We start from the raw sequence: 24,848 nt of genomic DNA, 5'->3' as shown, positions 1-24,848 counted from the left end.
GGTGCGGCGGCCTGGTCGCCAATCGGTGCACGAGGCGTGAACGAACGGGACTGTCCGTCAACTTTCCGGTTGAGGGCAGTAGCTGAATGGATATGATCGGCCGAAAGCGTGAACCGATCAGCCGCCCGGAGACGTTTCACTACGTCGGCCGGGCGGTCGCGCGTTCGCCCGCCCCCGCTGTCGGCGTCCGCCCGTCGACGCCCGCCGCTGCCGAGGACCGCATCGATGAGAGAACGCACCAGCCCCGACGGCAGGGCGCGTCGGCGCCCGGCCCCGCGTACCGCAGCCCTCACCGCGGCGGCCGTCCTGCTGGCGGGCGTCGCCGCCCCGGTCGGGGCGGGCCGGGCCCTGGCGGCGCATCAGCCGCTGACCGTCGCCGCGGTCTGCGCGGTCGCGGCGCTCTGGCTGATCGCGGTCGGACTGGCGGCCACCGCCACCGAGCGCGCCCGCCGGCTGGCGCAGGAGCTCGCCGCACAGCACGACGAGACGAGGGCGGCGCTCGACCGGGTCACCGCCGCCGCGGCCGCCGAGGCGACGGCCCGGGAGCGGGCGGCCGCCGCCGACACCGCGCGGGAGGCGGCCCGGACCGAGCAGGCGGGCGCCGAGGCCGAGGTCGAGGCCGCGCACACCGAGCTGGCCCGGCTGCGGACCGAGCTGGAGGCCGAGGAGGCAGCGCGCGCCGCGCTGGACCGGTTGGCCGGGTCCGTCCTGCCCGAGGTGGTGAAGAAGCTCCGGGACGGCGCGTCCGTGGACAGCGCGCTCGCGGCGCACCGTACACACCCCCAGCACGCGCTGCTGCGGGCCCTCGCCGAGGAGATCGGCCGGGGCGAACGCCTGCGGGCCGCCGCCCTCGCGGTCTGCGCGACCGCCGCCGGGCGGGTCCAGGCACTCGCCACGAGCATGCACGCCGAGCTGCGCGAGATGCAGCACCGGCACGACGAGGAGGTCCTCGGCGACCTGCTGCGGCTGGACCATTCCACGGCGCAGGCCGGCCGGATGGCCGACAGCATCGCGGTGCTCACCGGTGCCCGCTCGGGCCGGCGGTGGGCCAAACCGATCGCGGTGGAGTCGGTGCTGCGCGGTGCGCTCGGCCGGATCGGTGCCTACCAGCGCGTCCGGCTGCACAACGCCAGCACGGCCGCCGTGGCCGGGTTCGCCGCCGAGGGCGTGATGCACGCGCTTGCCGAACTGCTGGACAACGCCACCAACTTCTCCGCGCCGCCCTCCGAGGTGCACGTCTACGTCGAGGAGGTGCCGGCCGGGCTGGCGGTCACCGTCGAGGACAGCGGCCTCGGGCTGAGCGAGAGCTGGTTGCGCCGGGCCGAGCGGGCCGTCTCCGCCGAGCCCCTGGACCTCACCACGCTCACGGCCGGGACGCGGCTCGGCCTTGCGGTGGTCGGCGCGCTGGCCCGCAAGTACGGGCTGCAGATCTCCTTCCGGCCGTCGGCGCGCGGTGGCACGGGGGTGGTGATGCTCATCCCGCAGCAGCTGGTGACGCACTCCGCTCCGGCGCCCGCGCCGGGGCCTGTCGCGGCGCCCGTTCCGGTCCGCGTCACGGCGCAGGCGCCGTCGCGCCCGGCGCTCACGCCCGCCCCGGCCGCCCCTGTGCCCACCTCCGCCCCGGCTCCTGCTCCCGCCCCGGCGCCCGTCCCCGCGCAGGTCGCCGACAGCGGTCTGCCGCAGCGCCGCCGCGGGCAGACGCTCGCCGCCGCCACCGCCGCCCCGGTGGCCCCCGCCGGCCGGCCCGGACGCGCCGACGCGGTGAGCGCCGCCGCCCGGTTCGGCGCCTTCCGGCGCGCTGCCCAGCAGGCCGGGAGCGGCGCCGCGCCGACCACCGCCGGCGCACCGACCACCGCCGGCGCGCCGACCGCCGACGCCGCAACAACCCCGCCGACCACGGACACCACGGACACCACGCCCGACGCCTCCCCCGTCACCGAGAAGGACTCCTGATGAGCAGCGTTATCGACCGTGACCTCGACTGGCTGTTGGAAAACCTGCTGACCGCCACCCCCGGCGCCCGGCACGCCCTGGTGCTCTCGGCCGACGGCCTCCGGCTCTGCCACACCGCCGGGCTGAGCGCCGATCAGGCCGACCAGCTGGCCGCGATCGCCTCCGGGATGCAGAGCCTGGCGCACGGCGCCTCGATCGAGTTCGGCGACGGCAGCGGCGGCGTGCGGCAGTCGATGACCGAGTTCCACGGCGGCATCCTCTGCATCGTGGCCGCCGGTGAGGGCGCCCACCTCGCCGTGGTCACCGACGACGAGGCGGACGTGGGTGTGGTCGGCCACAACATGCACGGTCTGATCGAGCAGATCGGTGTCCACCTCAGTGCCCCGGCCCGCGAGGACGCGGGGGTCGGGGCGGATGCGGGTGCGGTGGTCCGAGAGAGTGCCCGGGCATGAGCGGGCGGCCGGTCCTGCCGGGTCGTGACGACGACCCGGACCGCCTCTACACCATCACCCGCGGCCGCAGCCGTTCCCCGGAGAACGCCTTCGACCTGGTCACCCTGATCGTCGCCGAGCGGGAGCCGGCCCCGGGCATGCAGTCGGAGCACGCGCGCATCCTGCGGATGTGCGAGGCCCCGACCGCCGTCGTGGAGGTCGCCGCGGAGCTGGCGCTGCCGGTCTCGGTGGTGAAGATCCTGCTCGGCGACCTGCTGGAGAGCGGGGCGGTCACCGCCCGGCACCCCCGGTTCGCCCCCAACAAGGCCCGGCTGCCCGATCTCGACACGCTGAAGCAGGTGTTGCATGGACTCCAACAGCTCTGAGAACCCCGCCGCCGGCTCCTCGGCCCCCGCGGCCCGGCGCACCCCGCTGCGGGGCACCGCCGACAACGCGCTGAAGATCGTCGTGGTCGGCGGGTTCGGCGTCGGCAAGACCACCCTGGTCGGTGCGGTCAGCGAGATCCGTCCGCTGAACACCGAGGAGACGATGACCAAGGCGGGCGAGGGCATCGACGACCCCTCGGGTGCCTGGGGCAAGCGCTCCACCACGGTCGCGTTCGACTTCGGCCGGATCACGCTCTCCGCGAGCCAGGTGCTGTACCTGTTCGGTGCGCCGGGCCAGGAGCGCTTCTGGTTCCTCTGGGACCGGTTGTTCAGCGGCGCACTCGGTGCGGTCGTGCTGGTGGACACCCGGCGGCTGGAGGAGTCCTGGTACGCGATCGACCGGCTGGAGCACCACGGCACGCCGTTCATCGTGGCCCGCAACAACTTCGGCGAGCCGGGCCACACCCTGGAGCAGGTCCGCGCGGCGCTCGACCTGCCCGCCGAAGTGCCGCTGGTGGACTGCGACGCGCGCGACCGGGAGTCGAGCAAGCGGGTGCTGATCGAGCTGGTCCGCCACCTGGCCGCCCGGGTGGAGGCCGCGGGCACGCCGTCCGCGCCGGTCGGCGCCGCGAGCGAGCCGGCCGGGTCGGCCGCCGAGCGCCTGTCCGGCCGGCCGGACGCCGCCGCCCCGGTCGCCCTGTTCGCCGCCGCCGGCCGCCCCACCGACCCGTCCCCGTACGAGGAGAGCACCCCGTGACCGAGCCCGCCGCCACCCCGCCGCCGGGCTGCCCGGCGCACGCCGGCGCCACCCCGCTGTACGGGCCGCGCTTCCAGACCGACCCGTCCCAGCTGTACCGCGAGCTGCGGGCCGCCCACGGCCCGGTGGCCCCGGTCGAGCTGGCCGGCGGCGTCCCCGCCTGGCTGGTGATCGGCTACCGCGAGCTGCAGTTGGTGACCGGCCAGCCGCAGCTGTTCGGCCGGGACTCCACCCGCTGGAACGCCTGGGAGAGTATCCCCGAGGACTGGCCGCTGCGGCCGATGATGTCGCCGGTGCCGTCGATCCTGTACGCCGAGGGCGAGGAGCACGTGCGCCGCTCCCGGGCCGTCACGGACGCGCTGGCCGCCGTGGACCCGTACGAGCTGCGCAAGCACTGCGAGGAGATCGCCGACCGGCTGATCGACGGGTTCGCCGGGCGCGGTGAGGCCGACCTGGTCGCCGAGTACGCGCACCGGATGCCGCTGCTGGTGCTCTGCCGCCTGCTCGGACTGAGCGAGGAGCAGGCGCCCGTCCTGATCGACGGGCTGCTGGCCATGCTGGACGGCGGCCCGGACGCCCCGGCCGGCGCGCAGCGGCTGCTCGGCGTGATGCTCGACCTGGTCCGGGAGAAGGCCGAGCACCCGTCCGACGACCTGGCCTCGCGGATGCTGCTGCACGAGGCGGGCCTGGACCACGACGAGGTGATGCGCGACCTGCGCGTCCTGCTGATCGCCGGCCACCAGCCCTGCTCGTACTGGATCTCCAACGCGCTGCGGCTGATGCTCACCGACGAGCGGTTCGCCGCCTCCCTCTCCGGCGGCCGGCGCAGCATCAACCAGGCGCTGAACGAGGCGCTCTGGGAGGACACCCCGACGCAGATCTTCGCCGGGCGCTGGGCGGTCCGGGACACCCTGCTCGGCGGGCAGCGGATCGCCGCGGGGGACATGATCCTGCTCGGCTTCGCGGGGGCGAACGCGGACCCGTCGGTGCGCCAGCCCGACGGCAGCCCGGCGGAGGGCAACCGGGCGCACATGAGCTACTCGTACGGCGAGCACGGCTGCCCGTTCCCGGCGCAGGAGGCGGCCGAGGTGATCGCGACCACCGCGATCGAGGTGCTGCTGGACCGGCTCCCGGACCTCCGGCTGGCGGTGGCCGAGCACGCGCTGGTGTGGCGGCCGTCGGCCTGGGTGCGCGGGCTGATGGCCCTGCCGGTGGCGTTCACCCCGGGCTACGCGGTCTGAGCCCGGCCGCGGCCCGGCCGCGCCGGGTCGGAGAAGAACCAGGAAACCAAGGAGAGTTGTGCCGATGACCGCCCCGATAGCCCTCGACCCGCTGGCGCGCGACAACGCCACCGAGGGTGCGCTGCTGCGCGCCGCCGGCCCGGCGGTGGCGGTGGAGCTGCCCGGCGGCGTCGCCGCCTGGGCGGTGACCCAGCACGCGGCCGCGCGCGACCTGCTGACCGACGCCCGGCTGGTGAAGGACGCCGCGCACTGGGCGGCCTACCAGCGCGGCGACGTGCCGAGGACGTGGCCGCTGATCGGCCTGGCCGTGCCCGGCCCCAGCATGGTGACCACCGACGGCGCCGAGCACCGGCGGCTGCGCACGCTGGTGGCGCAGGCGTTCACCCCGCGCCGGGTGGAGCTGATGCGCCCCCGCGTGGAGGAGATCACCCACGGCCTGCTGGACGCACTGGCGGCGGGGGAGCGGGTGGTCGACCTGAAGTCGGTCTTCGCCTTTCCGCTGCCGATGACGGTGATCTGCTCGCTGCTGGGCGTCCCGGAGTCCGACCACGCCCTGCTGCGGGACCTCTACGAGCAGTTCTTCGGCATCCGGCCCAACCCCGAGGGCATCCAGGCGACCATCGCCGGGCTGAACGCCTTCGTCAACGACCTGGTGGCGAAGCGCCGTTCGGAGCCCGGTGACGACCTGGCCAGTGTGCTGCTGGCGGCGGACGCCGAGGGCGGGGCGCTGAGCGACGCGGAGGCGGCGGCCACCCTGCGGGTGATCATCGCGGCGGGCCACGAGACCACGGTCAATCTGATCGGCAACGCCGTCCGGGCCCTGCTCGCCCACCCGGACCAGCTGGAGCTGGTCCGCTCGGGCGCGGTGTCCTGGGACGCGGTGGTCGAGGAGTCGCTCCGCTGGACGCCGCCGACCAGCAACTTCCTGTTCCGCTTCACCACCGAGGACGTCGCGGTCGGCGCCGTGGTGATCCCCCGGGGCGAGCCGGTGCTGATCTCGTACAACGCGATCGGCCGGGACCCGGCGCAGCACGGGGTGACGGCCGAGCTGTTCGACATCACCAGGGACCCGAGCCGTCACCTGTCCTTCGGTCACGGTCCGCACGTCTGCCCGGGGTCGCCGCTGGCCCGGCTGGAGGCGGGGGTCGCACTGCCGGCGCTGTTCGAGCGGTTCCCGGAGCTGTCCCTGGCGGTGCCGGACGAGGAGCTGCGGCCGAGCCCCTCGCTGGTGGTGAACTCGCTGCGGGAGCTGCCGGTCCGGCTCTACTGAGACCTCGCCGCGGCCCGGTCCCGAGCACCGGGCCGGGCGGCGGTGGGCCGGGGCGGGCCACGACAGGTCGGGCCGGGCGGCGGTCGGCCGGTGGCCGGCCGGAGCGGCTGCGCCCGGGTCACAACTGGGGCACTTGCCGATGAAGGTCGAACGCGGACCTTGGCGGAGGGTGGCTGCTGCGTTAACGTCGTCAAACCGGCCGCCTGCCGCGTCCATGTCGATCTCCGGTACAGCGCAATGTCGTTCTGTCGTACTGCCGGCGCCCGTGCGCCCTGGCGAGGAGGACCGCATTGACCCCCACCCCGACCGTGCCGTCCGCGAGGTCCCGCCGGCTGGCCGCCGTGCCCGCCGTACTGGCGGCACTGGCGCTGACCGCGGCCTGCTCCAACAGTTCGAGCTCCGGCGGCGGTTCGGGCGGCGGGGGCGAGACCCTGGCCGGTGACTGCGCCAAGTACCAGCCCTACGCCGGGCACGCGGGCAGCACGGTGACGATCTTCGCCTCGATCCTCAGCCCGGAGTCGGACAACCTGGAGAAGTCCTGGGCCGAGTTCGCCAAGTGCACCGGCATCAAGATCAGTTACGAGGGCTCCAACGACTTCGAGTCCCAGCTGCCGGTCCGGGTGACCGGCGGCAACGCCCCGGACTTCGCGATCATCCCGCAGCCCGGCCTGCTGGCCCAGATGGTCAAGAGCGGAAAGGTGGCCAAGCCCCCCGCGCAGACCGTCGCCAACCAGGAGAAGTGGAGCCCGGTCTGGAAGACCTACGGCTCGGTCAACGGCACGTTCTACGCGGCGCCGATGAGCGCCAACATGAAGTCGCTGGTCTGGTACTCGCCCAAGGCCTTCCAGCAGGCCGGCTACCAGGTGCCGCAGTCCTGGGCCGACCTGATGGCGCTCAGCGACCGGATCGCCAAGGCGGGCGCCGGAAAGCCGTGGTGCGGCGGGATCGCCTCCGGGACGGCCACCGGCTGGCCGGCCACCGACTGGCTGGAGGAGGTAGTGCTGGGCTCGCACGGCGGCGAGGTGTACGACCAGTGGGTGAACCACCAGGTGAAGTTCTCCGACGAGAAGATCACCACCGCGATGAAGACCGTGGCGGACTGGATGCAGAACCCGGCCTGGGTCAACGGCGGCTACGGTGACGTGAAGTCGATCGCCACCACGACCTTCCAGGACGCGGGTGCCCCGATCCTCACCGGCAAGTGCTTCCTGCTCCAGCAGGCGTCCTTCTACAAGGCGCAGTGGCCCAAGGACACCAAGGTCGGCCCGGACGGCGACGTCTTCGCCTTCCGCCTGCCGGCCGTGAACCCGCAGGTGGCCAGCCCGGTCGAGGGCGGCGGGGAGTTCCTGACGGCGTTCGCGAACCGGCCCGAGGTGCAGGCCGTGCAGAACTACCTGTCCAGCTCGGACTGGGCGAGCAGCCGGGTGCGGACCGCCTCCGGCTGGGTCTCCGCCAACCAGGGCGTGGACAAGAGCCTGTACACCGATCCGATCGACCGGCTCTCCGCCGACGCGCTCACCGACCCGGCGGCCACCTTCCGCTTCGACGGCTCGGACCTGATGCCGGCCGCGGTCGGCGCCGGGCAGGAGTGGAAGTCGCTGACCGCCTGGTTCGCCGAGGGCCAGTCCATCCAGAAGACCGCCGCCGACATCGACGCGGCCTGGCCGCAGTAGCGGTCCCGGCCGCACGGACCACCTGTCGAGGGCGGTGCGGGGCCACCCACCCGCACCGCCCGCCCCTCCTCTCTGCCCGCGGCAGGGAAAGGACGCGCAGCCATGTCCCTCACCGCCACCGCGCTCGCCGACGGCGCCTGGGGCGACGCCGCAGTCAAGTTCGGCAACAGCTTCGGCGCCGTCGCCGGTTTCCTCGGCATCCTGCTGCTGGTCTTCCTGGTGGCCGGCCGGGCCTCCGGCCGGATCGCCCGCCCGCTGGCCGTCGCGGTCTTCCTCGGCCCGGCGGTGCTGCTGCTGCTCGTCGGCCTGGTCGCCCCGCTGGTCCGGACCGTCTATCTGAGCCTCTACAACGACGACAGCAGCCGCTTCGTCGGCGGCGAGAACTTCGGCTGGGCGTTCACCACCGATTCGGTGCAGAAGATCCTGGTCACCACCCTGCTCTGGCTGGTGGTGGCGCCGCTCGCCGCCACCGGCCTCGGGCTGGTGCTGGCGCTGCTGGTGGACCGGATGCGCGGTCAGGCGGTCTACAAGTCGCTGATCTTCATGCCGATGGCCATCTCGCTGGTCGGCGCCTCGATCATCTTCAAGTTCGTCTACGAGTCGCGCGACGCCGCCCAGTCGCAGATCGGCCTGCTCAGCCAGCTCGCCATCACGCTGGGCTGGGAGCACCCGCCGAACTGGATGCTCTCCCAGCCGCTCAACACCTTCCTGTTGATGGCGGTGATGGTCTGGGTGCAGACCGGCTTCGCGATGGTCGTGCTCTCGGCGGCGATCAAGGCGATCCCGGACGAGGTCACCGAGGCCGCCCGCCTGGACGGCGCGGGCGGGGTACGGCTGTTCTGGTACGTCACGGTGCCGATGATCCGCACCACGGTGGTGGTCGTGCTCACCACCGTCATGATCACCACGCTCAAGGCCTTCGACATCGTCCGCACCATGACCGGCGGGAACTTCGGCACCCAGGTGCTGGCCAACGAGATGTACTCGCAGTCCTTCGTGCAGTTCAACACCGGGCGGGGCAGCGCGCTCGCGGTGATCCTCTTCCTCGCGGTGCTGCCGCTGGTGGCCTACAACATCGTCCAGCTGCGGAAGGAGCGCGGAGTCCGATGAGCGAGCACCGTCCGACGACCGGCGGGCGTCCGGCCGCCTCCGACCGGAGTCCGAGCTCCGCCGACCGGCCGCCGGCCACCGCCGACCGGCGTCCGGCACGAGCGCGCCGGCCGCTGGGCGAACGCCGCGGCCCGGTCCGGCAGGCCTTCACCAACCCGCTCGCCTCGGTCTTCGTGATCGCGGTGACCGTGCTGTGGACCGTCCCCACCCTCGGGCTGCTCGCCACCTCGCTGCGCCCCAAGCAGGACGTCACCGCCGACGGCTGGTGGAACGTCCTCCTCCACCCGGACCTCGGCCTCTCCAACTACCACACGGTGCTGTTCGAGGGCGGCTCCGGCGTCTCCACCGGTCTGATGCCCTTCCTGGTCAACTCGCTGGCGATCAGCGTCCCGGCGACGCTCTTCCCGCTGGTGCTGGCGGCGATGGCCGCGTACGGCCTCGCCTGGGTGCGGTTCCGGGGCAGCGACACGGTGTTCTTCGTGGTGTTCGCGCTCCAGGTGGTGCCGATCCAGATGGCGCTGATCCCCCTGCTGCGACTGTTCTCCGGCGGCGCGCACCTGGGCTCGATGACGGTGATCCCGGCGGTGGACCTCAAGGGGACCTACGCGCCAGTCTGGCTGGCGCACACGATGTTCGCGCTGCCGCTGGCGATCTTCCTGCTGCACAACTTCATCGCCCAGCTGCCGCGGGACCTGATGGAGGCGGCGGTGGTGGACGGCGCCTCGCACTTCAAGATCTTCCGCTCGATCGTGCTCCCGCTCTGCACGCCGGCGCTGGCCTCGTTCGCCATCTTCCAGTTCCTGTGGGTCTGGAACGACCTGCTGGTCGCGCTGACCTTCGCCGGCGGCACCCCCGAAGTGGCGCCGATGACCGTCCGGCTGGCGCAGCTCTCCGGCTCCTTCGGCGGGCGCTGGGAGCTGCTCACCGCCGGGGCGTTCCTGTCGATCGTCATCCCCCTGGCGGTCTTCTTCGGTCTCCAGCGGTACTTCGTCCGCGGTCTGCTGGCCGGTTCGGTCAAGGGATAGTCCCGATCGACACGGGATGTGTCGGTTTCGTGGACACGGTCGGCGCCGAACCGGTACACCGATAGGGGCAGTTGGCCGATGCGCATTGGGGGCGGTCATGGCAGGTGCAGGCATTCGCGCGGGCGGCGGACGGCGCGGCAGAGTCGGGGGCCTGCTGGCGGCCCTCATCACGGCGGTGGCGGTGGTCGCCGGTCCGGCGGTCGCTCCGGCGGCGGCCGCCACGGCGACGCTGGGCAGTACGGCGGTCGGTCCGTCCACCGATTCGGGAGACTCGAACTACCTCAACGCGTCCCGCTACGTCACCGGGGCGGCCGGCGGCACGGTCAGCAGCATCAGCGTCCACGTGGACGCGGTGGACGCGGCGCCGAACAACCAGTTCCAGGCGGCGATCTACCGCGACAACGGGGGCAGCCCGGGCGCCCTGCTGGCGAGCAGCGCCGCGGCCACGCTCACCGCCGGCAGCTGGAACACCGTGCCGCTGACGGCGACCCTCACCGCCAACACCGCGTACTGGCTGGCCTACAACAGCAACGGCGGCAGCTCGGCCGTCAACAACCTGCACTACAGCCCCGGCGGCACCAGTGTGTACGGCAACGGCGGCCGGGCGTTCGGCAGTTGGCCCGCCGACTTCGGCGCGGTCACGTCCAGCGGTCTCAGCTTCTCGATCTACGCGACCTACACCGCGGAGCAGGCCCCGCCGCCCCCGCCGCCGGGCGCCGGCCCGGGTGGCGAGGGGCCGATCCTGCTGGTCACCAGCCAGGCCAATCCGTACACCCGCTACCTGGCCGAGATCCTCAAGGCCGAGGGCCTCAACTCCTACCGCACGGTGGACATCTCGGCGGTGACCAGCACGCTGCTGGCCTCCTCCGACGTGGTCCTGCTGGGCGAGACGCCGCTCACCCCGGCGCAGGCGGCCCTGTTCACCACCTGGACCAACGGCGGCGGCCGGCTGGTCGCGATGCGCCCGGACAAGCAGCTCGCGCCGCTGTTCGGCCTCACCCCGGCCACCGGCACCCGCGCGGACGCCTACCTCAAGGTGGACACCTCCGCCGCCCCCGGCGCCGGCATCACCGGCGACACCATGGGCTACCACGGCGCCGCCGACCTCTACACGCTCAACGGCGCCACCGCGGTCGCCGCCCTGTACAGCGACGCCGCCACCGCGACCGCCAACCCGGCCGTCACGCTGCGCACGGCCGGCAGCGGGCGGGCCGCCGCCTTCAGCTACGACCTGGCCAGGTCGGTGGTGCAGACCCGCCAGGGCAACGCGGCCTGGGCCGGCCAGCAGCGGGACGGCACGGACGGCTACGAGGCCTCCGAGATGTTCTTCGGCTCCGGAGGCCAGCCGGACTGGAACAACCTGGACAAGGCGCTGATCCCGATCGCCGACGAGCAGCAGCGGCTGCTGGCCAATCTGATCACCCTGGTCGACTCCGCCCGTAAGCCGCTGCCGCGCTTCTGGTACTTCCCGCGCGACGTCAAGGCCGTGGTGGTGATGACCGGTGACGACCACGGCGTCGGCGGTACGGCGGGCCGCTGGGACGGCTACATCGCGCAGAGCCCGCCCGGCTGCAACGTCGCGGCCTGGGAGTGCGTGCGCGGCTCCTCGTACATCTACACCGACGACCCGCTGACCCCGGCACAGGCGCAGGCCTACACCGACCAGGGCTTCGAGGTGGGCGTCCACGTCACCACCAACTGCCGCCCGTGGGGCACCACCGCGGCCCTGCAGGGCTACTACACCGACCAGTTGTCCAACTGGCGGGCCAAGTACCCCTCGCTGCCCGGCCCGTCGAGCAGTCGGACGCACTGCGTGGAGTGGGACGACTGGGCGACCCAGGCGAGGACCAAGCTGTCCAACGGCATCCGGCTGGACACCGACTACTACTTCTACCCCTCCAACTTCACCAAGGACCGGCCCGGTTACTTCAACGGCACGGCCCAGATCATGCGCTTCGCCGACACCGACGGCAGCGTGATCGACGAGTACCAGGCCACCACCCAGCTGACCGACGAGTCCGGCCAGTCCTACCCCGGGACCATCACCACGCTGCTCGACGCCGCCTACGGCAGCAAGGGCTACTACGCGGCGCTGACCGCGAACATCCACACCGACTTCGCCGCCTCCGCCGCCTCCGACGCGATCATCACCGCCGCGAAGGCGCGCGGCGTCCCGGTGGTCTCCGGCCGGCAGATGCTCACCTGGCTGGACGGGCGCAACGGCTCGGCCTTCGCCAAACTCGCCTGGAGCGGCAGCGCACTGACCTTCGACATCACCGGCGGGGCCAACGGGCTGCGCGCGATGCTGCCCGTCTCCGCCGCCTCCGGCACGCTGACCGGCATCACCTCGGGCGGCCGGGCCGTCCCGTACCGGATCGAGACGGTCAAGGGCGTGGCGTACGCGTTCTTCGACGGCGCGGTGGGCTCCTACACGGCCTCGTACGGCAGCGACACCACCCCGCCCGCCGTGACCGGGAGCAACCCGGGCGGCGGTGCCACCGGGGTGGCACCGGGGACGGCGGTGCGCTTCTCGTTCGGCGAGCCGCTGGACCCGGCGAGCGTCACCGCCTCGGCCGTGACCCTGCGCACCGCGGGCGGCACGGCGGTGGCGGGCTCGGTCGCGTACGACGGCGCCGCCAACGGCGTGGTCTTCACGCCGAGCGTCCCCCTGGCGCTGACCACCGGCTACACCGCGAGCGTCCAGGGGGTGCGGGACACCTCGGGCAACGCGCTGGCGAGCCCGTACGCGATCTCCTTCACCACCGGGGGAGCGGCGCCCAGGACGCTGGGCAACACGGTGGTGGGCTCGCTGATCGACGACACCGACTCCCACCACCTCAACGGCAGCCGGATCACGACCGGGGCCTCGCCGGTGCCGCTCACCGCGCTGAGCGTGCACGTCGGCCCGGTCAGCGCGGCGCCGAACAACCAGTACCAGCTGGCCGTCTACACCGACGCGGGCGGCTCGCCGGGCACGCTGGTCGCGGCGACCGGCAGCGGCACGCTGACCGCCAACGCGTGGAACGCGCTGCCGGTCGACCTCACGCTGAGCGCCGGCACCTCCTACTGGCTGGTCTACAACAGCAACGGCACCGGCGCCTCGGTGAACAACATGAACTACTCGACCGGCCCGACCGGCTCGGGCGCCTACAGCAACGCGGTGGTGCCGTTCGGCACCTGGCCCGCGGCCTTCGGGCCGGCGGTGAAGGACACGCTGCTGTACTCGCTCTACGGCTCCTACTGAGTCCCTGACCCGCCCTCACACCGGCGGGCCGACCCCGGAGTGCCTCTGTCACAGCCCTGTGACAGAGGCACTCCGGGGTTTTTTGAACTTGTTCAGAATGGTCTACAGTCGGCGTCAGTCGCGGCGCCCCGGCGCCTGCCGACGGACTGCCCCAAGGGCGGCTTCCGCATGCCCGCAGACCATTCGAGGGGGAACCCATGTCCGGCCACTCCACACCCGCCCCGGCCGGCGGACCGTCCGGATCCGACCCGTACCGCGCGCCCGGCGGCCCGGGGCCGCAGCAGCCTCCGGCGCCCGGGGCGGGGCAGCAGCCCTGGCCGGGCGGGCCCTTTCCGGGCCCGGACGGGGCCGCGGCCCACGGCCCGAACCCCTACCGCGCGCCGGGCCGGCCGGTACCGCCGCCCTTCTCCTGGCTGCGCCCCAGTGACCCCGGGCCCAAGGCCCCGGCCACCTCCCGGGCGCTCGCGGCCGCGCTGCTGACCGGACTGCTGGCGGCCTGGCTGCTGGACCGCGGACTCGGCGTCAACCTGCTGATCTGCGGCGCGGTCGCCGCCGTCGGCGCGGGCCTGGCCGCCCGCTCGGCCGGTCGCCGGGTGCGCGGCTGGACGGTGCTCTGGAGCGTGCTCGCGCTCGCCCTGCTCACCGTCCCGGCCCTCTCCGACGCCGGCTGGCCGACGGTGCTGTCGACGCTCTGCGCGCTGGCCCTGGCCTCGCTGGCGCTGCACGGCGGCCGCCGCTGGGCGGGTGTGCTGCTCGCCCTGCCCGGCATCCTCTGGCAGCTGGTGCCCGGCGTGCGCTGGGCCTGCGCCGGACTGCGCAGCCTCAGCCTGCCCGGCCGGGGCAGGGTCGTCCCGGTGCTCAAGGCGGTCGTGGTGGCCGCGGTGCTGCTGACCGTGTTCGGCTGGCTGTTCGCCGGCGCCGACGCCGCCATGGCCGACGTCCTGGAGAGCCTCAGCCCCAGCCTCGACCTCGGTGAGCTCCCGCTGCGCGCCGTGCTGTTCGTCCTCGGCCTGGTCACCACGCTGGGCTTCGCCCACATCGCGGCGGGCCCGCGCCGCTGGGACCGTACGGTCGTCCGGCCGGGCCGCGAGCGCGGCCGGCTGGAGTGGGCGCTGCCGCTGGTCGCGCTCAACCTGATGTTCGGCGCCTTCGCGGTGATCCAGGCCGTGGTGGTGCTCGGCGGCCGGGACTCCATCATGCGCAACACCGGGATGAGCCGCTCCGAGTACGCCCGGCAGGGCTTCTGGCAGCTGACGGCCGTCACCGTCCTCACGCTCATCGTGGTCGGCGTCGCCAGGCGCTGGGCGCCGCGCAGCACCGAGGGCGACCGCAGGCTGGCCCGCATCCTGCTCGGTGTGCTCTGCCTGCTCACCCTCGTGGTGGTCGCCTCGGCCCTCGGCCGGATGTGGTTCTACGTCGACGCCTCCGGGCTGACCCGGCTGCGGCTCTGGGTGCTGGTGGTCGAGGTCTGGCTGGGCGTCGTCTTCCTGCTGCTGATCACGGCCGGGCTGGTCCGCTCGGCGGGGTGGCTGCCGCGCGCCGTGGTGCTCAGCGGGATGCTGACGGCCGCGGTGTACGGGCTGATGGGGCCGGACGCGATCATCGCCGAACAGAACGTGGCCCGCTACGAGCGGACCCAGCAGATCGACCTGCGCAACGTCCGGGACCTCTCGCTCGACGCCGTCCCGGCCCTGGACCGCCTGCCGAAGGACCAGCGGACCTGTGCGCTGGGGCTGATGCGGGTCGACGCCGCCGGCGAGTCCGGGCCCTGGTACGCGGTCAGTCTCGCCGAAGCCCGGGCGCGGAGCATCTTCGCCGAGCGTCCGCTGGTGGACGAGGTGTCGGCGGACGGGGACGCCTGTGAGCGGGCGGGGCTGTGGGAGGGCGACGGCAAGGGTCGGGACTGAGCCGGGTCGGGACTGCGTCGGTCGGGGCTGAGTCGGCTGGTGCTCATCCGGGGTGGTGTGCTCCGCAGTGCTCCGATGCGTGAGGGCCGGCCGGGAGCTCGCTGCTCCCGGCCGGCCCTCACCGCGTTCCGTGGCCGGGGTGCGGGATCGGTCTCTGCCGTCCCTGCCACCCCGCCCGGTGCCGCGTCAGTGCATCGCGACGCCGGAGGCGTTCGACGGCAGGTCGTCCGCCTTGGCCTTGATCACGACGACCGCGACCACCAGGGCGAGCGCGGCGAGCACCGCACCCACGATGAAGCCGTGCGAAATGCCGTAGGCGAGCACCTGGTTGGCCGCGTCGGTGCCCCTGGGGAACTCCTTCTTCTCCATGAACGTCGCCTGCTGCTCCGGTGTGGCCGTGGCCAGGAAGCCGGGCAGCTGCAGCTTGGCCTCCGCGGCGGCGTAGTGCGCGAACACCGTGGTGAGGATCGACAGGCCCAGTGAACCGCCGATCTGCTGCATCGAGTTGAGCAGGCCGGAGGCGGCGCCGGTGTCCTCGCCGGCGACACCCGCGACCGCGAGCAGCATCACCGGGACGAAGGTCAGGCCCATGCCGAAGCCGAACACCACCGTGGGGCCGAGCACCCCGTCGAGGTAGCCGCTGTCCGCGTCCATCTGGGTCAGCCAGGTGAGCCCGATGGTGACGAACAGCGCACCCCCGGCCATGAACGGCTTCGGGCCGTACTTGGCCTGGAGGGTGGAGGCGATCTGAGCGGCGATGATGATCGAGACGCTGATCGGCAGGAAGGCGAAACCGGCCTTCAAGGGGCTGTAGCCGAGCGGCCCCTGCACGAAGAGCGTGACGTAGAAGAAGATGCCGAACATGGCCGCGGCCAGGCAGAGCATCATCACCAGGCCGCCGGTGCGGTTGCGGTTGGCGAACAGGTGCAGCGGGGTGATCGGCTGCGCGGTGCGGTTCTCGATCACCAGGAACGCGGCCACGAGCAGCACGCCGGCCGCGAAGGAACCGAGCGTCACGCTGTCCGTCCAGCCGTCCGAGGCGGCCCGGATGAACCCGTACACCAGGCCGACCAGGCCCAGCGTGGAGGTGAGTGCACCGGGCAGGTCGAAGCGACCCTCGTGGCGCTCCGACTCGGCGATGTAGCGCGGCGCGGCGATCGCGATCAGCACGGCGATCGGCACGTTGACGAAGAACACCCAGCGCCAGTCGAGGTACTCGGTGAGCACGCCACCGGCCAGCAGGCCGATGGCCGCACCCGAGCCGGCCACCGCGGAGAACACGCCGAAGGCCTTGTTGCGTTCGGGGCCCTCGTCGAAGTTGGTGGCGATCAGGGCGAAAGCGGTGGGCGAACATATCGCGCCGCCGATGCCCTGGAGCGCGCGGGCGGCCAGCAGCATGCCGCCGTCCTGCGCGAAGCCGCCGAGCAGCGAGGCCAGCCCGAACAGCAGCGTGCCGGCGATGAACACCCGGCGACGGCCGAGGATGTCGCCCGCGCGGCCGCCGAGCAGCAGCAGGCCACCGAAGGTCAGCGTGTAGGCGTTGATCACCCACGACAGGTTGGTGGTGGAGAAGTTCAGCGCGTCCCTGATCTGCGGCAGCGCGATGTTCACGATGGTGGCGTCGAGGACGACCATCAGCTGCGTGGCGGCGATGACGGTCAGGGTGATGCCCTTGTTCCTGCCCTGGCTGCCTTGCGATGGAGAGTTCTTGCTGAGCGTGTCGGAGATAGCCAAGTTAGTGCCCCCTGCTGGCTACTGCTTCGTATGCTGTGGACCCGAGGTCCAGTGCGGGCCCGCGGCGTCCCGCAGGCTATGAAGGAACGGGATCGTTCACTAATCTGGACGATATCTTGGCCGAGATTGTGAACGCAAGCGTTCCCTAGGGTTGGTGACGATGGATCAGTTGGTGCGGCGCCAGGCGGCGGACCGGTCGGGCGGTCGGGCGGTCGAGCGCCCGACGGAGCGCCCGTCCGAGCGGCCGAACGGCCAGGCAGCGGACCGGGTGGGCGGGCAGCTCACGAAGCCGGTCGAGGGGCGGACGGCGGACTGTCCGCCCGCGCCCGCGTCGAGGGCCGTCGCCCCGGTGGCCGCGCCGGTGTCGTGCTGTCCGGTGAAGGCGGCCGCCGAGGTCCTGTCCCGGCCGATGCGCCGCCGGGGCAAGGAGCTGGAGCAGGCGATCTTCGGGGCCGCGCTCGACCAGCTCACCTCCGGCGGATTCGCACGGCTGACGATGGAAGGCATCGCCGGGGCCGCACGGACCGGGAAGGCCGCGCTGTACCGGCGCTGGGCGTCCAAGGTCGAACTCGTCATCGACGCCCTGGACTCCACTCTGCCACGGCCCTCCGACACCCCCGACCTCGGGTCCGCCCGCAATGAATTGCTGCTGCTCATCCAGGGTTTCGCGGAGGCGATGAGCTCCCGGTCGGGCGGTGCCATGCAGGCCCTGATGGCCGAGCTGGAGCACGAGCAGGCCGAGCTGTTCAAGGACTTCATCGTCCAGCGGGTGGTCGAGCCGACCAAGGCCACCATCCTGGAGATCCTGCGGCGGGGAGCCGAGCGCGGTGACGTCCGGCCCGGTGCGGTCACCCCGCTGGTCGCCGACGTGGCGCCCGCGATGCTGATGTACCGGGTCAAGGTCCGTGGCCGGCAGATCGGGTCTGAGTTCGCCGTCGAGCTGGTGGACGAGGTCCTGGTGCCGCTGATCCGCGGCTGACGCGCGGGCTCCTGCGGCTCGGTGGCGCGCGGCCGTGCCCGTGCGCCACCGGCGGGTGCGGCGTCGGGCCAGGGGGCGGCGGTGGAGGCAGGGGCGGCGGTGGGCGCGGGCGCGGTGGCCGGGGAAGGGTGGTCGGGGGTGGCTCCGGGCGGGGCTTACGCTGGAGGTTGCCCCAGCCGAAGGACTCCGCCATGCCCATCGTCCCGCCGACGCACTCCGTCGAGCGCTCGCTGCGCCGGGCCGGCGCCAAGATCGTCGTCGGTCTCGACGAGGTCGGGCGCGGCGCCTGGGCCGGACCGGTCACTGTGGGTGCGGCCGTCACCGGGCTGCGCAAGCCGCCGGAGGGCCTGACCGACTCCAAGCTGCTCACCGAGCTGCGCCGCGAGGCGCTCGCCCCGGTCCTCGCCGACTGGGTCACCGCGTACGCGCTCGGTCACGCCTCGGCGCTGGAGTGCGACGAACTGGGGATGACCGCGGCGCTGCGACTGGCCGCGGTGCGCGCCCTGGAGGCACTGCCGGTGGAGCCCGACGCGGTGATACTCGACGGCAAGCACGACTACCTGGGCGGCCCGTGGCGGGTACGCACGGTCATCAAGGGCGACCAGTCCTGCATCTGCGTCTCGGCGGCCTCGGTGCTCGCCAAGGTCCACCGTGACGGCCTGATGGCCGAACTGGGCGAGGCGTGCCCCGAGTACGGCTTTGCCGACAACGCCGGTTACCCGTCCCCGGTGCACCGGACCGCGCTGGAGGAGTTCGGCCCGACCGAGCAGCACCGGCTCTCCTGGGCCTACCTGGACGGGCTGCCCAAGTGGCGCCATCTGAAGCGGACCAGGGCCGTCGTCGGCGCCGGCGGACCGGGCGCGGCGGGCCCCGCCGACGAGCAGCTGACGCTCGGTTTCTGACGTTTCGTCGGGCATTGGCCGGGTGGGGGCGAAAGTCTCGTGGTGCCCAATGGGTGGGGCGCCCGTGCGCGCCCGACCGGCATTTGATAGATATCCGGGTATGCCTGTCTTCCCCGAGGAGCCGGAGATTCACGTGAGCCTCCCGGGCCCCGGCGTTCCCTTCCCCCGCGAGTCGGACGCACAAGCCCCCCGTACGCCTGCCGCCGGCAGCGCGACCCCTTCCGCACCGTCGACCGTCACCGCCGCCCCGGCCCCGGTGCCGGGCCAACGCCCCGCACCTCCGCGCCCGGCGCCGCCGCGCTCCGAGCGCCCGGGGCCGAAGCCCCGGCCGGCCGGGATCCCCAAGCCCGGCCCGCGCCGTCCGGAGCCCGCCGCACCGCAGATCGAGGTCCAACACCTCGCCGCCACCGCCGCGCAGGCGCTGGAGCGCGCCGACGAGGCGGTCGACCGGTTGCTGGACTCCGGTCGCAGCCCGGGCGCCGTCCTGGTGCTGACGGTCGGCGAGCCGCACCCCTGGCAGCGGCACGAACTCTCCTTCGGCGAGGAGCGCTACTGGGCGCAACTCGCTGAAGGCGGTGACGTGTTCTACGCGGACGCCGCGCTGACCCGCCCGGCCCGTCGCGAGGTGGTCGTGCTGGTCGTCAACGGCGGTACGGCCGACCGTGCCGCCGCGGCCTTCACCGAGGCGCGCGGCCGGGCCGCCGAGCTCCTGGTGGTCTGCGGAAACGCCGGCCCTGCCGCGGTGGCCGCCGGTGCACCGGCCGGCCGCCCGGTGACCGCCTGACAACTGTCGACCTCCGGGCCCGGCACCACCTGGTGCCGGGCCCGACCCATGCCGTCCGCCGCCTTGTCACCCGCCGCCTTGTCACCCGCAGTCCGGCCGCCCGCAGTCCGGCCACCGGTGGCCCCGCCCGCCTGACGCCTGACGCCTGACGCCCGGCGTCTCGGGGGAGTGGCCGGCCGCCCCGGGCGGGCGCCTCAGCGGGTGCCGGTGCGCCGGCCCGGTTCGATCGCCGCGACCCGCGCGGGCGCCCACGGGCGCTCGGACTGGCGCAGCGGGCGCTGTCCGCGGGCGCTGTCCAGCGCCGAGCGCGGCGGCAGCTCCGTCACGGTGTGGACCGGTCCGTCCGCCCATGAACCCGCGTGCGGATTGCGGCCGTTCCGACCGTCCCCGAGGATGTGCCAGCCCGTCGGGGTCAGCGTGATGTACGAGCCGCAGCGCAGCCCGTGCAGGGCGGCCGCGTCCTGCAGCGCCCACATCCAGGCGCCGTCCTGCGCCGTCCAGCCCGCAGCGCCCTCCCGGCACCGCAGCAGCACGGCCGTCCGGGTCGGGGCGGCCCGGCGCAGGTCGTGCGGGGTGACCTGGCGCAGGTGCGTCAGGAGCGCGTTGCGGTGCTGCCAGCCGTCGGTGTTGCGCGGCCAGGGGGCGAAGGAGGCCGAGGCGTTCAGCCGGTGCGACGCGTCCAGCACGGCGATCACGACCGTGCCGGGCTGCGGCAGGTGGCGTTGGTGCAGCTCCAGGACGAACTCGCGCGGGTCGCGCAGCAACGGGATCCCCGAGGCTGCCCACGTCTCCAGGTCGCTTACCCGTCTGGGCGCCGAACTCCGGGCGAGGGGATACTGACCTCGGCCGATACCGTTGATCACGATCCTCCTTCCCGACCCACGGGCGCGCGGGTACGTGTGTACGCCGAAGGCCTGGTCCAGCGGACCGGGTTCCGGGTACGGTCCAATTCTCAGGGCAGATGGGGTGGAGCGGCAACGATGAAATGATGAACGCCGCCCGAAAGCCAACGTTCTGCCGGATATATTCCATGGCGGCGCGAGCGCCACTCGCGGAGCGTCGGACCGTGATCCGGGTCGCGCGAAGGCCCGTGCGGAGTACTTTTCGCAAGGTCACCCCTCTCTTTGTCCGACCGATGCCCCCCGCGCCCGTGGATCTTCCGGTCCGCGCCGGCATTACTCCATTCGGGTGTACGTCGGCCGTGGAACCTGCCGCTCCGCCGTCGGCTTCCCGGTTTTCGCGCCCTGAAGCGCCTCCTCCTCGCTCGCCCCGGCCCCGCCTCAGCCCTGCACGGCCAGCACCAGCGGCAGGACGGCGCTCGCCCCGGCCTTGCGCAGCAGCCGGGCCGCGACGGTGACCGTCCACCCGGAGTCGACCAGGTCGTCCACCAGCAGCACCGGTCCGCCGGCCGCGGCCACCGCGGCCTCCACCTCCGGCGGCAGGGTGAGCGCGCCCGCCAGCGCGTGCAGCCGCTGGGCACTGTTGCTGCGCGCGCCCTGCGGCGGCCGGCCGGCCGCGTACTCGATCCGCCCGAGCAGGGGGAGCCGGCCGATCTCGGCGATCCGGGCACCGAGACTGCCGACCAGCTGCGGCCTGGTCGACGAGGCCATGGTCACCACGCCGACCGGCCGGTCGAGCCGGGCGCCCTCGGTCGTCGCGGGCCCGGCCCAGCCGCCGGGGCCGCGCGCCCAGTCGCTCAGTACCGTCACCAGGGCGTCCACCGCCTCGCCGGGCACCGGTGCGTCGGGCGCCTGGTCGGCCAGCAGCGTCCGGAGCCGGTTGCCCCAGCCGATGTCGGAGAGCCGGCCGAGGGCCCGGCCGGTCTCGGCCTGCTCGCCCGCCGGGATGCGGCCCTTGAGCGGCACGCCCAGCGCCTCCATGCCGGTCGGCCAGAGCCGCCGCGGCTCGAAGCCGACACCGGGCCGGCCGAGGGCCGCCCGCGCCGCGTCCAGCGCGGCGGCGGAGATCTCCGGGGTGTGCAGCGGCCCGGCGCAGTTGTCGCAGCGGCCGCACCGCTCGGCCTGCTCGTCGTCGAGCTGCCGCCGCAGGAACTCCATCCGGCAGCCGGTCCCCGCCGCGTACTCGCGCATCGCCGCCTGCTCGGCCTCGCGCGAGGCGGCGACCTTGGCGTACCGGGCGGTGTCGTACGCCCAGCTCTGCCCGGTGGCCGTCCAGCCGCCCTTGACCCGCCGCACCGCGCCGTCCACGTCGAGGACCTTGAGCATGGTCTCCAGCCGGGCGCGGCGCAGGTCCACCCGGGGCTCCAGGGCGGCGGTGGAGAGCGGCCGGCCGGCCTCGGCGAGGGCGTCGATGGTGCGGCGGACCTGCTCCTCGGGCGGGAAGGCCAGCGAGGCGAAGTAGCGCCAGATCGCCTCGTCCTCGCGGCCGGGCAGCAGCAGCACCTCGGCCCGGTCCACGCCGCGGCCCGCCCGGCCGACCTGCTGGTAGTAGGCGATCGGCGAGCTGGGCGAGCCCAGGTGCACCACGAAGCCGAGATCGGGCTTGTCGAAGCCCATGCCGAGCGCGGAGGTGGCGACCAGGGCCTTGACCCGGTTGGCCAGCAGGTCCGCCTCGGCGGTACGGCGCTCGGCGTCCTCGGTGCGGCCGGAGTACGAGGCGACCGGGAAGCCCCGCTCGCGCAGGAAGGCCGTCACCTCGTCGGCGGCGGCGACCGTCAGGGTGTAGACGATGCCGGAGCCGGGCAGCCGGTCGAGGTGGTCGGCCAGCCAGGCCAGCCGGTGTGCCGGGTCGGGCAGGGTGAGCACCCCGAGGGTGAGGCTCTTGCGGTCCAGCGGGCCGCGCAGCACGAGGGCGTGTTCGTCGGTGGAGCCGGTGCCGAGCTGCTCGGCGACGTCGGCGGTGACCCGGGCATTGGCCGTGGCGGTGGTGGCCAGTACCGGGACGCCCGGCGAGAGGTCGGCGAGCATGGTGCGCAGTCGGCGGTAGTCGGGGCGGAAGTCGTGGCCCCAGTCGGAGATGCAGTGGGCCTCGTCCACCACCAGCAGGCCGGTGGAGGCGGCGAGCTTGGGGAGCACCTGGTCGCGGAAGTCGGGGTTGTTCAACCGCTCGGGGCTGACCAGCAGGATGTCCACCGCACCCGCCGCGACCTCGGCCTGGATCGCGTCCCACTCGTCGGTGTTGGCCGAGTTGATGGTGCGCGCGTTGATGCCGGCCCGGGCGGCCGACTCGACCTGGTTGCGCATCAGGGCGAGCAGCGGGGAGACGATCACCGTCGGACCGGCGCCGCGGGCCCGCAGCAGGGCGGTGGCGATGAAGTAGACGGCGGACTTGCCCCAGCCGGTGCGCTGCACCACGAGGGCCCGGCGGTGGTCGACCACCAGGGCCTCGATGGCCGTCCACTGGTCGTCGCGGAGGGTGGCGGAGGGCCCGGCGAGCTCGCGCAGGACGGCCTCGGCCCGCGCCCGGACCTCGGCGCGGTCGGCGGCCGTCGCGCTGCCGGTGCCGGCCGTGGCGGTGGCGTCGGTGGCGGTGGTGTGGTTCTGCGGCTGCTGCATGCCGTCCATGTAACCCCGAGCCGCCGACAAAGGGCGAACGGCGGTGGTCACGCGTGGGTGGCCCAGGGGTGCATTTCATCAGCTCTTCCGCTGAACGGCCGCAGAATGTCCCCCGGGAGAGTGGGTCCGAATGACCCGAACGAGGGACGTTTTATCCACAGGCGGGCTTTATCCACAGGGAAAAGCGAAATCCCGGGGGAGCTCGCGAATTGCGGCAGTCTTCCGGCCATGAACAACGAACGCATCGCACGCCCCTTCGGCCCTGCCCCCGGCGGCCGGCCGGTGACCATGCGCGGCCCGGCCGACATGGCCGAGCTGCTGCCCTACCTGCTGGGCTTCTTCCCCGACGACAGCATCGTCGCCGTCGGGCTCCAGGGGCCGGACCTCCACCAGGGCGGGGTGATCCGGCTGGACATCCCCGAGTCGCCGCAGCAGTGGCCGGCGGCCGCCGACGAGACGGCCTCGCTGCTCGTCGGCCTCTCCGAGCGGCGGGACCGCCGGCCGGTCCAGGTCCTGCTCTACCTCTGTCAGGATCCCGACCGGGAGCACGGCCCGCCGGTGCTCGACCGGCTCGAACCGCTCGCGCAGGAGCTGCGGGCGGCCTTCGAGGCCAGGGGAGTGGCGGTGAAGGAGTCGCTCTGCGTCTCGTCCGGCCGCTGGTGGTCGTTCCTCTGCCGCCGGGAGGGGTGCTGCGACCCGGCCGGCCACCCGGTCCGGCCCGGCCCCGGACCGATGGCCGCGGCGGCCACGGTCGCCGGCCTCGCGCCGCGGGGCAGCCGCAAGGCGATCGTGGCGGGCTTGGCTCCGATCGGCCCGCCCGGTGCGGATGCCCAGCGGCTGGCGTTGGCCCGGGCCGTGGCGGGCGGGCCGGCCGGCGGCGCGCCGTCGCCCTCCCGGGAGCAGGGCGGCGCACTGCTCGATCAGGCCGTGGCCGAGTTCATGGCCGGCTCGCGCGCACTCGACGAGCAGCGGGCGGCGCGGCTGCTCATCGCCCTCCAGGACCGGCGCACCCGGGACCAGGCCGCCGAGTACGTCCGGCCCGAGGAGCTCGCGCCCACCCAGCGGCTCTGGCGCTTCCTCGCCAGGCGCTGCGTGCCGCCCTACACCGGTTACGCCCCGCCGCCGCTCACCCTGCTGGCCTGGGCGTCCTGGGTCGCGGGGGACACCGCGACGGCCCGCGTGGTGCTCGCCCACACGCTCCGGCTCGCCCCCTCCTACCTGCTGGCCCAGCTGCTCTACGAGTCGCTGAACGGCGGTCTCGCGCCGGAGGAGTTGCTGGCGAGCGTGGCGGCCGAGCGCAGCCGCCGCTCCGGCGGGGCGCCGGGAGCCGCGGCGGACAGCCCCGACAGCACCCCGGCGAGGAGCCCGGGCAATGACCCGGGCGGTGACCCGGAGCAGGCTCCGGAGGAGCCGTCGGTCCCTGCCCCGGCCAAGCCTCGCCGCCGGCGGGCCCGGAAGGGGGCGGCCGAGGCCGATGCTCCGGGGGTCTCGGAGGTCGTGAGGCCGGCGGCCACGGCGGAGCCGGTGGACGCAGCGGGCGCGGCCGGTACGGCGGGGCGGGTCCCCGATCGCCCGGTCAGGGCCACGCCGAAGCCCGGTGAGGCCGGTCGGCCCGAGGTCGGCCCGAGCGGTGGCCCCGATGGTGGGCCGCCGGTGCGGATGCCCGACCGCGACGCGGGCCGTCCGTCCGCCAGGGCGCGTTCCGTCCGAAGGCTGCGGCTGGGCCGCGCCTCGCCCTGGGCCTCGGAGGAGGCCATGGCGGGCGGGCGCAGCCGGTGTCGCGGTGCCCGTGGTTCGGCGGGCCGGTCCCGGCATGTGCGGTGACGGCCTCGCAAGCCCGGAGCCCCGGCTCGTCCGTCCGTCGGTCGGCCCGGGCAACCGCCCGGGCCGACCGGCACCGGCGCCGGCCGTGCCGCCGTTCCGAGCCGGAGGCCGCC

The 24,848-nt window shown here is 73.8% G+C and carries 17 protein-coding genes and 1 pseudogene; 15 read left to right on the top strand and 3 right to left on the bottom strand.

The window, feature by feature from the left end; translation table 11 throughout:
• Nucleotides 1-225 precede the first annotated feature (225 nt).
• The 11 genes and pseudogenes from ACWDRR_RS21195 (at nt 226) to ACWDRR_RS21145 (ending at nt 14,997) form a co-directional block, all read left to right on the top strand.
• The gene (locus ACWDRR_RS21195) at nt 226-1,953 is read left to right on the top strand and encodes a sensor histidine kinase (protein ID WP_449773717.1); all 1,728 of its coding nucleotides are present in this window, start codon (nt 226-228) and stop codon (nt 1,951-1,953) included.
• On the top strand, nt 1,953-2,405 hold the full coding sequence (locus ACWDRR_RS21190; RefSeq protein WP_449773716.1) for a roadblock/LC7 domain-containing protein: 453 nt from the start codon (nt 1,953-1,955) through the stop codon (nt 2,403-2,405). Before ACWDRR_RS21195 ends, ACWDRR_RS21190 begins: the two co-directional genes overlap by 1 nt.
• Entirely contained in the window at nt 2,402-2,770 is a 369-nt protein-coding gene (locus tag ACWDRR_RS21185; RefSeq protein ID WP_449773715.1) for a DUF742 domain-containing protein, read from the top strand. The genes ACWDRR_RS21190 and ACWDRR_RS21185 overlap by 4 nt, the downstream gene beginning before the upstream one ends.
• A pseudogene (locus ACWDRR_RS21180) lies at nt 2,751-3,389 on the top strand (GTP-binding protein); the annotation flags it as partial. The gene ACWDRR_RS21185 and the pseudogene ACWDRR_RS21180, both read left to right, overlap by 20 nt.
• A 134-nt stretch (nt 3,390-3,523) precedes the next feature.
• On the top strand, nt 3,524-4,768 hold the full coding sequence (locus tag ACWDRR_RS21175) for a cytochrome P450 (protein WP_449773714.1): 1,245 nt from the start codon (nt 3,524-3,526) through the stop codon (nt 4,766-4,768).
• Nucleotides 4,769-4,832: 64 nt separating this feature from the next.
• Nucleotides 4,833-6,038 (top strand): cytochrome P450 family protein, encoded by a 1,206-nt coding sequence (locus ACWDRR_RS21170; protein ID WP_449773713.1) that lies wholly within the window; start codon nt 4,833-4,835, stop codon nt 6,036-6,038.
• Nucleotides 6,039-6,328: 290 nt separating this feature from the next.
• On the top strand, nt 6,329-7,711 hold the full coding sequence (locus ACWDRR_RS21165) for an ABC transporter substrate-binding protein (RefSeq protein ID WP_449773712.1): 1,383 nt from the start codon (nt 6,329-6,331) through the stop codon (nt 7,709-7,711).
• A 102-nt stretch (nt 7,712-7,813) separates the two neighbouring features.
• Nucleotides 7,814-8,821, top strand: coding sequence for a carbohydrate ABC transporter permease (locus ACWDRR_RS21160; RefSeq protein WP_449773711.1), 1,008 nt, complete (start codon nt 7,814-7,816; stop codon nt 8,819-8,821).
• On the top strand, nt 8,818-9,846 hold the full coding sequence (locus ACWDRR_RS21155; RefSeq protein ID WP_449773710.1) for a carbohydrate ABC transporter permease: 1,029 nt from the start codon (nt 8,818-8,820) through the stop codon (nt 9,844-9,846). Before ACWDRR_RS21160 ends, ACWDRR_RS21155 begins: the two co-directional genes overlap by 4 nt.
• 97 nt (nt 9,847-9,943) lie before the next feature.
• Nucleotides 9,944-13,090: an Ig-like domain-containing protein gene (locus ACWDRR_RS21150; RefSeq protein ID WP_449773709.1), complete on the top strand. Its 3,147-nt coding sequence runs from the start codon at nt 9,944-9,946 to the stop codon at nt 13,088-13,090.
• A gap of 197 nt (nt 13,091-13,287) precedes the next feature.
• Nucleotides 13,288-14,997, top strand: coding sequence for a DUF4153 domain-containing protein (locus ACWDRR_RS21145; protein WP_449773708.1), 1,710 nt, complete (start codon nt 13,288-13,290; stop codon nt 14,995-14,997).
• A gap of 186 nt (nt 14,998-15,183) precedes the next feature.
• Here ACWDRR_RS21145 and ACWDRR_RS21140 read toward each other — a convergent pair whose 3' ends face one another.
• Nucleotides 15,184-16,731, bottom strand: coding sequence for an MFS transporter (locus ACWDRR_RS21140; protein ID WP_449773707.1), 1,548 nt, complete (start codon nt 16,729-16,731; stop codon nt 15,184-15,186).
• A 160-nt stretch (nt 16,732-16,891) separates the two neighbouring features.
• On the opposite strand from ACWDRR_RS21140, the gene ACWDRR_RS21135 reads away from it, so the two are divergent.
• The 3 genes from ACWDRR_RS21135 to ACWDRR_RS21125 all read left to right on the top strand — a co-directional run bounded on the left by ACWDRR_RS21135 (nt 16,892) and on the right by ACWDRR_RS21125 (nt 19,396).
• A complete protein-coding gene (locus ACWDRR_RS21135) occupies nt 16,892-17,710 on the top strand; it encodes a TetR/AcrR family transcriptional regulator (RefSeq protein ID WP_449773706.1) in 819 nt (272 codons plus the stop codon).
• A gap of 191 nt (nt 17,711-17,901) precedes the next feature.
• Entirely contained in the window at nt 17,902-18,612 is a 711-nt protein-coding gene (locus ACWDRR_RS21130) for a ribonuclease HII (protein ID WP_449773705.1), read from the top strand.
• Between the two features lie 100 nt (nt 18,613-18,712).
• Nucleotides 18,713-19,396, top strand: a complete 684-nt coding sequence (locus ACWDRR_RS21125) for a hypothetical protein (RefSeq protein ID WP_449773704.1) — start codon at nt 18,713-18,715, stop codon at nt 19,394-19,396.
• A 194-nt stretch (nt 19,397-19,590) separates the two neighbouring features.
• On the opposite strand, the gene ACWDRR_RS21120 is transcribed toward ACWDRR_RS21125, so the two are convergent.
• Nucleotides 19,591-20,259: a hypothetical protein gene (locus tag ACWDRR_RS21120; RefSeq protein ID WP_449773703.1), complete on the bottom strand. Its 669-nt coding sequence runs from the start codon at nt 20,257-20,259 to the stop codon at nt 19,591-19,593.
• A gap of 417 nt (nt 20,260-20,676) precedes the next feature.
• Nucleotides 20,677-22,911, bottom strand: a complete 2,235-nt coding sequence (locus ACWDRR_RS21115) for a DEAD/DEAH box helicase (RefSeq protein WP_449773702.1) — start codon at nt 22,909-22,911, stop codon at nt 20,677-20,679.
• A 228-nt stretch (nt 22,912-23,139) separates the two neighbouring features.
• Here ACWDRR_RS21115 and ACWDRR_RS21110 point away from each other — a divergent pair, with 228 nt between their 5' ends.
• Nucleotides 23,140-24,735, top strand: a complete 1,596-nt coding sequence (locus tag ACWDRR_RS21110) for a DUF4192 family protein (RefSeq protein WP_449773701.1) — start codon at nt 23,140-23,142, stop codon at nt 24,733-24,735.
• Nucleotides 24,736-24,848: the final 113 nt, after the last annotated feature.

The organism is Kitasatospora sp. NPDC003701, from assembly GCF_053587085.1.
This window is presented reverse-complemented; position numbering and strand designations above follow the sequence as displayed.

Excerpts from the sequence above, each read along its gene's own strand:
- ACWDRR_RS21190 (WP_449773716.1), top strand. The coding sequence starts at position 1,953 with ATGAGCAGCGTTATCGACCGTGACCTCGACTGGCTGTTGGAAAACCTG.
- ACWDRR_RS21145 (WP_449773708.1), top strand. The coding sequence starts at position 13,288 with ATGTCCGGCCACTCCACACCCGCCCCGGCCGGCGGACCGTCCGGATCC.
- ACWDRR_RS21195 (WP_449773717.1), top strand. The coding sequence starts at position 226 with ATGAGAGAACGCACCAGCCCCGACGGCAGGGCGCGTCGGCGCCCGGCC.
- ACWDRR_RS21130 (WP_449773705.1), top strand. The coding sequence starts at position 17,902 with ATGCCCATCGTCCCGCCGACGCACTCCGTCGAGCGCTCGCTGCGCCGG.
- ACWDRR_RS21155 (WP_449773710.1), top strand. The coding sequence starts at position 8,818 with ATGAGCGAGCACCGTCCGACGACCGGCGGGCGTCCGGCCGCCTCCGAC.
- ACWDRR_RS21185 (WP_449773715.1), top strand. The coding sequence starts at position 2,402 with ATGAGCGGGCGGCCGGTCCTGCCGGGTCGTGACGACGACCCGGACCGC.
- ACWDRR_RS21110 (WP_449773701.1), top strand. The coding sequence starts at position 23,140 with ATGAACAACGAACGCATCGCACGCCCCTTCGGCCCTGCCCCCGGCGGC.
- ACWDRR_RS21115 (WP_449773702.1), bottom strand. The coding sequence starts at position 22,911 with ATGCAGCAGCCGCAGAACCACACCACCGCCACCGACGCCACCGCCACG.
- ACWDRR_RS21150 (WP_449773709.1), top strand. The coding sequence starts at position 9,944 with ATGGCAGGTGCAGGCATTCGCGCGGGCGGCGGACGGCGCGGCAGAGTC.
- ACWDRR_RS21160 (WP_449773711.1), top strand. The coding sequence starts at position 7,814 with ATGTCCCTCACCGCCACCGCGCTCGCCGACGGCGCCTGGGGCGACGCC.
- ACWDRR_RS21125 (WP_449773704.1), top strand. The coding sequence starts at position 18,713 with ATGCCTGTCTTCCCCGAGGAGCCGGAGATTCACGTGAGCCTCCCGGGC.
- ACWDRR_RS21135 (WP_449773706.1), top strand. The coding sequence starts at position 16,892 with ATGGATCAGTTGGTGCGGCGCCAGGCGGCGGACCGGTCGGGCGGTCGG.
- ACWDRR_RS21170 (WP_449773713.1), top strand. The coding sequence starts at position 4,833 with ATGACCGCCCCGATAGCCCTCGACCCGCTGGCGCGCGACAACGCCACC.